A 10,059-nucleotide genomic window follows, 5' to 3' on the forward strand; every position below is an offset into this window, starting at 1 on the left:
TCTATCGATGCGCCGCCATGATCCCCGTCACCCCCGCCATAGCCCTGGACGACAGCGAGGTTGAACTCAGCTTCATCCGCGCGTCCGGCCCCGGCGGCCAGAACGTCAACAAGGTGGCGACCGCTGTTCAGCTGCGGTTCGACGTTCGCAACTCGTCCGCCTTCAACGACTATGTCCGCGAACGCCTCGAAAAGCTGGCCGGCTCGCGCCTGACCAACGACGGCGAGATTGTCCTGACCGCCAACCGGTTCCGCACCCAGGAGCGCAATCGCGCCGACGCCATCGAGCGCCTGGTGGCGCTGATCGCCAAGGCCGCCGAGCCGCCGCCTCCCAAACGCCGGCCGACTCGCCCCACCAAGGCTTCCAAGGAGCGTCGACTTTCGGCAAAGTCGCGGCGGGGGACGATCAAGTCCGGGCGGGGACGTCCGAGCGGCGACGATTAGCCTCACTCACATAACACGGTGATGCCGTTGAAAGGCTCGCCGTCTCCACCTATCTGAACCATCAGTCCAGGGAATAGAAATGCGCCACGCCTTCGTCGTTTCAGGGATCGTCGTCCTCGCCGCCCTCGCCGCCGCCTGCGGCCCGACCTCGTCGGAGCCGGCCTCCGCCCCGGCCAGCGCACCCGCGACGCCGCCGGCCCCGCAGATGACCGACGCCGAGAAGGCCGCGCTCCTGGCCACCCTCCCCGCCCCCTACAACACCGGCGACCTGGCCGCCGGCAAGCAGGCCTTCGCCCTCTGCCAATCCTGCCACACCATCACCGACGGCGGCCCCGACAAGACCGGCCCCAACCTGCACGGCGTCTTCGGCCGCGTGGCCGGCACGCACGGGACGTTCAAATACTCCGACGCCCTCAAGGCCGCCGGCTTCACCTGGGACGCCGAGAAGCTCGACGCCTGGCTGGCCAATCCGAAGACCTTTCTGCCCGGCAACCGGATGACCTTCGTCGGCCTGAAGGACGAAACCAAACGCCGCGACCTGATCGCCTACCTGAAGGTCGAGACCGGCTACAAACCTGGAGAATGACAAGGACGCCATGGACGCGCGCAGAGCCCTCCTGCTGCGGTTCTACAAGGCTATCGACGCCAGAAACGTCGATGCGGTCATGGCCCAGTTGCACCCCGACGTCGATTTCCCGGACCAGTTGAATGAGGACCGGCGGTTGCACGGCGCCGCCGCTGTCCGGGCCTACTACGAGCGGGCGTTCGGCCTGATCGCGGGCGAAAACGCCTTGAGCGCCTTCCACCCACGCCCCGACGGCACGGTGGAGGTCCGGGTTCATCACCATGTGACCAGCCTCGATGGCGCCCTTTGGCATGAAGGTCCGGTCGACTACTGTTTCGGCTTCCGCGATGGCCTCATCGCGCGGCTGGACCGGCTTGACGGCTGAGGGCCGCCGCATGGTCAACATCCAGAAGCGCCGCAGGAAGCTCGAGGCCCTCTACGAGGCTTACAACCGCCGTGATGTCGCCGCCATGGTCGCCGATCTCGATCCCCAGGCCGAATGGATGGACATGCTCCAGGGCGTGCCGATCAAGGGCCGCGAGGCCATCGGCGCCTACTGGACCGCGCAATTCAAGCTGATGGACATCGAGGTCTCGCCGCTGACCTTCGATCCGCTGCCCGATGGCCGGATGGTGGTCACCGCCGCCCAGACCATGAAGAAGCCCGACGGAACCCTGTGGGGCAACGAGCGGGTCACCCACGTCATCACCTTCGGCAAGGACGGCCTGATCCTGCGGATGGACCCCAGCTAGGCGATGCGGAACTTCGGGGCCGGCAGGCTGAGCCGGGCGTCGCCGACGGCATCCCCCCGGAAGAACCGGACCAGCAGGTCCCGCACCTGCGGGTGGGCCTCGAAGACATTGTGGCCGGCGTTGTCGACGATCACCCGCGCCTTGCGCCGGAACTGCGCGGCGACCTCGGCCTGCTCCTCCAGCGGCGTTCGGCCGTCGAGCGTGCCGGCGACCAGCAGGGCCGGATGGTCGATGCGCATCGGCGCTCGAAACCCCTGGCCGAGATCGACGCCGGGCACGGCGCCCAGCAGGTGGGGCATCGGGAAGTTCAGCGCGTCGCCCAGCACCGCCGTCCGGGCCTCGCGTGTCACCTGGGCCAGCCGAGCCTTCGAGATGCCCGACGCCAGGTCCATCGTCTCGGGCATGCCGCCGATCGCCAGCAACCGGTCGATGTCCTGAAGGAACGGCGCCAGCACCGAGGCCTCGCCAGCGTCGAGCGCAAGGTAGAGTCCGGGCAGCATCGACAGGGTCTCCGGGTTGGCGATCAGGCTGCCGCTGATCATCTGCACGCCGAACCCTCCGACCTTCAGGTCGAACGGCGCGCCCCGGACGGTCACCTGCACGGTCGCCGGATTCGCCTCCAGCCGGGCGTGGACCCGCCGCATCAGGGCCGGCAGGTCCGGCACGGCCGCGCGCGCCGCCGGGTCTGCCCCGAGCAGGGCGTCGACGCGCCGCAGATAAGCGTCGATCCGGGCCGGCCGCTTCACCGTCTGGTCCTGCCCCTCCAGGCTGGCCAGCGCCACCCGCCCGACCCGGTCCCCGTGCCGCCTCAGGATGGCCAGCGCCAGGTGCGTGCCATAGCTGATGCCCCAGAGATCGACCTTGTCGGCCCGCAGGTGTCGGCGCAGGGCCTCGACATCGTCGGCGCTCTCCCGGGTGTTGTAGCCGCGCATGGCGACGCCGGCCGCCGTCCAGTCGTTCCAGGCCCTGGCGAACTCGGCGCGCTGGTCGGCCGTCAAGGCCTCCCGGGTCAGGTCCGGCAAGGGGCCCATCCGCCGCTCTCGCGACGGAATGGCGCTGGCGGCGCCGGTCCCGCGCTGGTCGAAGGCGATGACGTCGGCCACCTCGCGTAGGGCCATGAAGATCGGAAAGCGCGGTCCGGTCGCCGTCCCCGTCGCCGTGCCGCCCGGCCCGCCGGCCAGATAGACGATCGGCGGCCCGGGCCTCGCGGCGCGTGAGGGGAAGCGCACATAGGTCAGGCGGATCTGCCGGGAGGCCGGGTCGCGGCGATCCTCGGGAACCATGAAGGCCCCGCGCTCGGCGTCGGTCTCCTCACCCCGCCAGCCCTTGAAGCGGAACGGACCCAGCGGGGGCGGCGCGGCAGGGGCTTGGGCCTGGGCGATGGCGGGAAGGGCGAAGGCCGTGGCGGCGAGGATGGCGCGGCGGCTGATTTCTGTTCGGGTCATACCCTCAGCTAGGCCGCCTCGAGCGCCGCTGTCCGGGCGGTTTCGGTGAATGGTCGCGCCCGTTCGGCGAACGGCGGGGCATTTTCCCGGACGGCGCGCTAGGGTCACGGCCATGCGGCGACTGCTCCCCCTCCTCGTCTGTTTCCTGCTCTGCGCCCCGGCCGCGGCGCGGGCCCAGGTCCCGGCCCTGGACTGGCAAGCCTGTCGCGGCGTCACCACCGGCGGGGCGCCGAGGCTCAGCGACTGCCGTCCGCTCGGCGGCGTGATCGATCCGCAGGACCGCGAACTGTGGCTGCGCGCCACGGTCCGGCGGCCGGCGGACGACCGGCCGCGCGCCCTCTATCTCATCGGCGTCGCCTCCTCGGAGGCCTGGCTGAACGGCGCCCGGATCGGCGCCAACGGCCGCCCGTCGGCATTAGCCGCCGCCGAGCGGCCCGGCCGCTTCCAGATCGCCCTGCCCATCCGGGATTCGGCCTGGCGCCCCGGCGACAACGTCCTGGTCGTCCACATGTCGTCGCACCTGGGCGGACTGCGGCTGGACCGACCGATCGGGGCGGTCGTCGTCGCGCCCTACCCTGCGCCGTCGAACGCCATTCTGCTGGCCGTCACCTTCGCCGCGGCCGGCGCCCTGTTCGCGGCCGCCTTCGGCTTCGCCGTCATCCATACGCTGCGCCGCACCGGCTCCAGCCTGATTCTCGCCCTCATCGCCGGCGTCGCCGCCCTGCAGGCGGTGTTGGAGAGCCTGCGCAGTCTCGTTCCCTACGCCTATCCCCTGCACGTCTGGCGGCTGGTCGGTATCTGGAGCCTGGCCGCCGCCTTCTCGGTCCTCCTGGTCGCCTATGTCGCCGGCCGGTTCTGGCCCCGGGCCCGCCCGCACCTCGTCATCCTGGCCCTCGTCGCCGTCGGCGCCACCAGCCTGGCGCCGGGCTTCGACCTGAAGACCAGCCTCGCCCTGCTCACCGGCGTCGTCCTGGCGGCCGTCGCGGCCGGGGTCGGCGTGCGCCGCCGCCAGCCGCTGGCCGCTCTCACCCTGACCTATCTCGGCCTGTTCCTGGCCATCGCCGTCGCCTTCCCCGACTGGCTCGTCGATCTCTCCTACTTCCTGCTGGCCGCCGGCCTGGTCCTGCCGCTGCTGGCGGCCGAGGTCGTGCGGCTGGGCCGCGAGGATCGTGTGCGCGAGACGGCCCTGACCCTGGCCGTCGACCAGCCCGACTGCCTGACGGTCGTCTCGGCCCGGGGTGTCGAGCGCGTGCCGATCCCCGACATCGTCGCCGTCATCGGGGCCGACGACTACGTCGAGCTGCGCCTGAGCAGTGGCCGCAGCCTGCTGCACGCCGCCCGGCTCGACCGGCTGGAAACGGAGCTGCCCGCAGGCTTCCTGCGCGTCCACCGCTCGGCCATCGCCAACCTGGCCCAGGCGACAGGGCTGGAACGGGACGGGGGCCGCTCACGCCTGTTGATGCGGGTCGGTCCCGCCCTGTCGATCAGCCGCGCCCGCCTGGCCACCGTCCGCGCGGCGCTCGGGGTCTAGACCAGCAGATCCGCGCAGGCGTCAACGATGGCGTCGGCGTTCAGCCGGTACTTGGCATAGAGGTCCGGCAGGTCGCCCGACTGGCCAAAGCTCTCCGTGCCCAGCGCCCGCACCCGCTGGCCGCGCACCGATCCCAGCCACGACAGGGCCGCCGGCGAGCCGTCCAGCACCGTCACCAGCACAGCGTCGGCGGCCAGCGGCTCCAGCAGCCGTTCAGCCGTCGCCATCCGCGCCTCGCCGCCCGTCCAGCGAGACCGCCCGGCGGCGGTCCAGTCGGCGTGCAGCACGTCGGGCGAGGTCACGGCCAGCAGGCCCGCCTGCGGCAGGTCCTCCAGGATGGCCTCGAACGCCGCCAGGGCTTCCGGCGCAATGGCGCCGCTGTAGACCAGGGCCAGCTTCGCGCCCGGGGCCGGCGGCTTCATCCAGTAGCCGCCCTCGATGACGCCGCTGCGCCAGGCGTCGTCGGCGCGGACCGGCTGCTCCAGGCTGCGGGTCGACAGGCGCAGGTAGGTCGAGCCGCCGTCCTCGCGCTGGATGCGGTCGAAGGCATGGGCCATCAGCACCGCCGTCTCGTCGGCGAAGGCCGGCTCATAGGAATCCAGCCCCGGCTGGCTCATCCCGATCAGCGGCGTGCCGATCGACTGGTGGGCCCCGCCCTCCGGCGCCAGGGTCAGGCCGCTGGGCGTCGCCACCAGCAGGAAGCGGGCGTCCTGGTAGCAGGCGTAGTTGAGGGCATCGAGGCCCCGGGCGATGAAGGGGTCGTACAGGGTGCCGACGGGGAACAATCGCTCGCCGAACACCGAGGAACTCAACCCCAGCGCCGCCAGGGCGATGAACAGGTTGTTCTCGGCGATACCCAGCTCGACATGCTGGCCGGTCTCCACCATCGACCAGACCTGGGCCGAGGGGATGCGGCGGTTCTTGAACACGTCCTCATGCGCCCGCCGATGGAAGACGCCCCGCCGGTTCACGAAGCCGCCGAGGTTGGTCGACACCGTCACGTCCGGCGAGGTGGTCACCACCCGGCCCGAGAAGTCGTCGGTCCGCTTGGCGATCTCGAACATCACCTTGCCGAAGGCCGCCTGGGTCGAAATTTCCTTGTCGGCGGTGACCGCCGCCAGCAGGTCGTCGACGCCCGGCAAGGCCACCGTCGGCGCCACCTTGCGCCCATCCTTGCGGGCCGCGAACGGGGCCGTATCGACCGTGTGGCGCAGGGCCGCGCGCTCGTTGTCGCCAAGGCCTGAGAAGATGTCCCACTCCTCGCCCTCGATCACGCCGAGCCGGCCGCGCAGTTCGCCGATCTGGGTCGGCGTCATCAGGCCCGAATGGTTGTCCTTGTGGCCCTGGAACGGCAGCCGCCAGCCCTTGACCGTGTAGGCGATGAAAAACCGCGGCGCGTCGTCCTCGGCCGCCCGCTCGAAGGCCTCGAGGATGGTCTCCAGGCAGTGGCCGCCCAGCTCGGTCATCACCAGCGCCAGGTCGTCGTCGCTGTAGCCCTCGATCAGCTTCAGCGCCTTCCTGTCGCCGGCCAGATCGACCGACAGCCGTTCGCGCCAGGCCTTGCCGCCCTGATACGTCAGCGCCGAATAGAGATCGTTCGGCGCCGTCTCGATCCAGGTGCGCAACGCCTCGCCGCCGGGCCGCGCAAACGCCGTCAGCTGGCGCTTCGACCACTTCAGCGTCTCGACCCGCCAGCCGGCGGCCTCGAAGATCTCGCCATAGCGGGTGAACATGCGGTCCGACGTCGTCGCGTCCAGGCTCTGGCGGTTGTAGTCGACGATCCACCAGGTGTTGCGCACATCGTGTTTGCAGGCCTCGATCAGGGCCTCATAGATATTGCCCTCGTCCAGCTCGGCGTCGCCCAGCAACGAGATCATCCGCCCCATGGCGTCCGGCTTCACCGCCCCGCGCGCCGCCAGATAGTCCTGGGTCAGGCTGGCGAAGGCGGTCATCGCCACCCCCAGGCCCACCGAACCGGTCGAGAAATCGACGTCGTCGATGTCCTTGGTCCGCGAGGGATAGGACTGCGCGCCGCCAAGGCTGCGGAAGCGCTGCAGCTGGTCGAGGGTCTGGCGGCCGAACAGGTGCTGGATGGCGTGGAACACCGGGCTGGCGTGTGGTTTGACCGCCACCCGGTCCTGCGGCCGCAGGGTGCGGAAATACAGCGCCGTCATCAGCGTCGTCATCGAGGCGCAGGACGCCTGGTGCCCGCCGACCTTCAGCCCGTCGCGGCTCTCGCGCAGATGGTTGGCGTTGTGGATCGTCCAGCTGGCCAGCCAAAGCACCCGCTCTTCCAGCCGCCGCAACAGGGCGATGTCCTGCCGCCCCGGGCTCGCTGATCCGTCATCCATGCTCAAACGCCATCCAAAGTCGCGGAATTCGACCCTTCATAGGCGTGGTCGGCGGCAAAGGCTACCGACGCAGCAGTCTCCACGCCCGCCCGATCGCGAGACGAAAGAACGGCGCCCCGGCCATCGCGCCCCGTTGCGCGACCACCGGCGCCCCCCAAGATACAGACTGTCGCGAGGATCGAACGATGGATTGGCTGTACGCCCTTGGACTCCTGGTCGTCGTGGTGCTGCTCACCCCGCTCTGGTCATGGATGCTGCGCGACATGCGCCGCCGGGGCGGCGGCGGACTCGGCCCGGCGCTTGGCGAGTTGAACGCCGCCTTCGATCCGTCCAGCCGACGCCCGGCGGAAGTCCGCGAACAGCTGCCTGCCGACCGGACAAAGGACGATCCGCCCGCCTGACCGCATGGCCATAGCGGCGAAGGGTCCCTCCGGCGTGGCTTCAATCTAGCCGCGATCAATCGCTTGGGTCATAACGGTCGGCCTGTCTTCAGAGGTTGAACCGCCCCCGTGACCGACGCCCTTGTGCTGAGCCGCCTGACCAAGACCTTCGGCGGCAAGGCGGCCGTCGCCGATCTCGACCTGACGGTCCGGTCCGGCGAGCTCTACGCCCTGCTCGGCCCCAACGGCGCCGGCAAGACCACCACGCTGCGGATGGTCGCCGGCCTGCTGGCCCCTACCAGCGGGTCGATCAGCGTCTTCGGCATCGACGCCCTGCGCGACCCGGCCGCCGCCAAGGCCATCACCGCCTGGGCCCCCGACGAGCCCATGCTCTACGACCGTCTCAACCCGATGGAGTACCTGGAGTTCGTCGCCGGCCTGTGGGGCGTCGAGGGCAAGGCCGCCCGGGCGCGGGCCGAGGAACTGCTCAAGTGGCTGGGCCTGTGGGAGCAGCGGTCGCAGCGCTGCGAGGGGTTTTCGCGCGGCATGAAGCAGAAGACGGCGCTGGCCGGGGCCCTGATCCACGACCCCAGGCTGCTGATGCTCGACGAGCCGCTGACCGGCCTCGACGCCGCCATGGCCCGCCAGGTCAAGGACGTGCTGCAGGAGCGGGTCCGCCAGGGCGGCACGGTCATCCTGACCACCCACATCCTCGAGGTCGCCGAACGCATGGCTGACCGCATCGGCATCATCCAGGGCGGCCGCCTGCTGGCCGAGGGCACCCTCGAAGAGTTGCGCGCCCAGGGGGGCCGCGGCGACACCAGCCTCGAGGACCTGTTCCTGCAGCTGACCGAGCCGGCGCCCCTCCCTGCCGGGATTGGCTGATGTTCAAGGCCGGTTCCATCCCATGGCTCGCCCTGCACGAGTTGCGCATGATGTCCCGCGAGATGCAGCGCGACAAGGCGCGGGTGTTTCAGTGGGTGATGCTGGCCATCTTCATGGTCTTCCTGCTGGGCTGTGGCGTCGGCCTGGGCCTGCTGATCCGCGAGACCGGCCTGCCGCCGATCAATCCCTTGATCGTCACCATGGTCGACCTGTCGGTGCTTGTGATGTTCAGCATCATGGCCTCCTCGACGCTCGCCCGGGCCGCCCAGGTGCTTTACCAGCGCGACGATCTCGACCTGCTGTTTTCGTCGCCGATCCCGGCCCGCAAGATTCTCGCCGTCCGCTTCACCGGCATCGCCTTCAGCGTCACCATCTTCTGGCTGTTCATTGCCTTTGGGCTGAGCGTTCCGATCGCCGTGCTGGGCGAGCCCAGGGTGCTGGCTGTGCTGCCTGTGCTGCTGGCCCTGGGCCTGCTGTCCAGCGCCGCCGGTCTGCTCCTGACCACCCTGCTGTTCCGCCTGCTCGGCCCTCGCCGCACCCGCGTCCTGGCCCAGGTTCTGTCGGCCCTCATCGGGGCGGCCGTCTTCCTGGCCTTCCAGCTGCCCAACATCATGCGGGGCGTGGACTCGAACTACAGCCGCATGAGCTGGCTTCGTCCCTACATCACCGGCGAAGTCCAGATCGACCTGCCGCCACACGCGGACCTCCTGGCGCGCGCCGCGCTGGGTGAGCCCATCCCTCTGCTGATCGTGGTCGGCGTCTGCCTGGCGGCCTTCCTTCTGGTCACCCAGGGCCTGGGCCGCCGCTTCGCCCGGGACGCCTCGGTGGCGGTCGGCAGTGACGCCTCCCGGCGCAAGGCCGGCAAGACCGGCGCCTTTGCGTCCGGCGCCTTTGCCGCCACGCTGCGCAAGGAAATGCGCCTGCTCTTCCGCGACATCGCCCTGTTCAGCCAGGTGCTGCTGCGCGTCTTCTACATGCTGCCCCTGGCCTTCATCTTCGTGAAGAACGCCAGCACCGGCCACAGCCTACTGCTGCCCGGCGGCGCCGCGGCCCTCGCCCTGATGGCCGGCCAGCTGTCGTCCAGCTTCACCTGGATCACCGTCTCGGCCGAGGATTCGCCCGAACTGCTGGTCGCCTCCCCGGCCCCGATGACGGTCATCACCCGCGCCAAGCTCTGGGCCGGGCTGCTGCCGACCCTGGCGCTGGTCGTTCTGCCGATCCTGGCGGTCGGCATCTGGTCGCCCTGGACCGGCGCGGTCGCCGCCGTCGGCGCCTTCGCCTCGGCCTGGGCCAGCGGCATGCTCAACATCTGGTACCAGAGGCCGGGCCGCCGGGCCGACTTCCGCCGGCGCGGCAACGTCCACTGGCTGCTGGTCATCCCGATCCTGCTGATCGGCGGCCTGATCGCCGGCGCCACCTTCCTGGCCGCGGCCCAGATGCTGTGGGCCATCGTTCCTGCCGTCCTGGCGGCGGTCGGCATGCTGGCCCTGCGCCGCACCGACCAGCAGATCCTCGAACGCCTGCGGAGCCCGGACTAGGGGCCAGCGGTCGATGAATATGTCTAGACATATTCATTTTCGCCGGTTTTGCCGCTGTCGTATCGCTGCGACGTTTACGACGGGCGTCTGTAGGGCGAGCGCCCGCAAACGCCCCAACAATCCCCGCCGCCCGGCCTACGCGACCCCTACGCCGGGACCCACATTCCCC

10 protein-coding genes are annotated in these 10,059 nt (G+C 70.3%); 8 read left to right on the forward strand and 2 right to left on the reverse strand.

The annotated features are described in order from the left end of the window. The first annotated feature begins 17 nt into the window (after positions 1–17). The 4 genes from arfB (at position 18) to O5I81_RS11755 (ending at position 1,760) form a co-directional block, all read left to right on the forward strand. Complete coding sequence (gene arfB, locus O5I81_RS11740; protein WP_271065068.1) at positions 18–443, forward strand: alternative ribosome rescue aminoacyl-tRNA hydrolase ArfB; 426 nt, start codon at positions 18–20, stop codon at positions 441–443. A gap of 79 nt (positions 444–522) precedes the next feature. Further along, positions 523–1,029, forward strand: coding sequence for a cytochrome c family protein (locus tag O5I81_RS11745; RefSeq protein ID WP_271065069.1), 507 nt, complete (start codon positions 523–525; stop codon positions 1,027–1,029). A 10-nt stretch (positions 1,030–1,039) separates the two neighbouring features. After that, positions 1,040–1,393: a nuclear transport factor 2 family protein gene (locus O5I81_RS11750; RefSeq protein WP_271065070.1), complete on the forward strand. Its 354-nt coding sequence runs from the start codon at positions 1,040–1,042 to the stop codon at positions 1,391–1,393. 10 nt (positions 1,394–1,403) lie between these two features. Then, on the forward strand, positions 1,404–1,760 hold the full coding sequence (locus O5I81_RS11755) for a nuclear transport factor 2 family protein (protein WP_271065071.1): 357 nt from the start codon (positions 1,404–1,406) through the stop codon (positions 1,758–1,760). Here the strand turns inward: O5I81_RS11755 and O5I81_RS11760 are convergent. Further along, complete coding sequence (locus O5I81_RS11760) at positions 1,757–3,205, reverse strand: alpha/beta fold hydrolase (protein WP_271065072.1); 1,449 nt, start codon at positions 3,203–3,205, stop codon at positions 1,757–1,759. The genes O5I81_RS11755 and O5I81_RS11760 overlap by 4 nt on opposite strands. 112 nt (positions 3,206–3,317) lie before the next feature. Between O5I81_RS11760 and O5I81_RS11765 the strand changes: the two genes are divergently transcribed. Continuing rightward, the gene (locus O5I81_RS11765) at positions 3,318–4,736 is read left to right on the forward strand and encodes a LytTR family DNA-binding domain-containing protein (protein WP_271065073.1); all 1,419 of its coding nucleotides are present in this window, start codon (positions 3,318–3,320) and stop codon (positions 4,734–4,736) included. Here the strand turns inward: O5I81_RS11765 and O5I81_RS11770 are convergent. Next, positions 4,733–7,087: a transketolase gene (locus O5I81_RS11770; RefSeq protein WP_271065074.1), complete on the reverse strand. Its 2,355-nt coding sequence runs from the start codon at positions 7,085–7,087 to the stop codon at positions 4,733–4,735. The genes O5I81_RS11765 and O5I81_RS11770 overlap by 4 nt on opposite strands. A gap of 185 nt (positions 7,088–7,272) precedes the next feature. Here O5I81_RS11770 and O5I81_RS11775 point away from each other — a divergent pair, with 185 nt between their 5' ends. The 3 genes from O5I81_RS11775 to O5I81_RS11785 all read left to right on the forward strand — a co-directional run bounded on the left by O5I81_RS11775 (position 7,273) and on the right by O5I81_RS11785 (position 9,890). After that, positions 7,273–7,488, forward strand: coding sequence for a hypothetical protein (locus O5I81_RS11775; protein WP_271065075.1), 216 nt, complete (start codon positions 7,273–7,275; stop codon positions 7,486–7,488). 108 nt (positions 7,489–7,596) lie between these two features. After that, on the forward strand, positions 7,597–8,352 hold the full coding sequence (locus O5I81_RS11780; protein ID WP_271065076.1) for an ABC transporter ATP-binding protein: 756 nt from the start codon (positions 7,597–7,599) through the stop codon (positions 8,350–8,352). Further along, positions 8,352–9,890: a hypothetical protein gene (locus O5I81_RS11785; RefSeq protein WP_271065077.1), complete on the forward strand. Its 1,539-nt coding sequence runs from the start codon at positions 8,352–8,354 to the stop codon at positions 9,888–9,890. The genes O5I81_RS11780 and O5I81_RS11785 overlap by 1 nt, the downstream gene beginning before the upstream one ends. Positions 9,891–10,059: the final 169 nt, after the last annotated feature.

It is taken from the genome of Caulobacter sp. NIBR1757 (assembly GCF_027912495.1).
GTDB lineage: Bacteria > Pseudomonadota > Alphaproteobacteria > Caulobacterales > Caulobacteraceae > Caulobacter.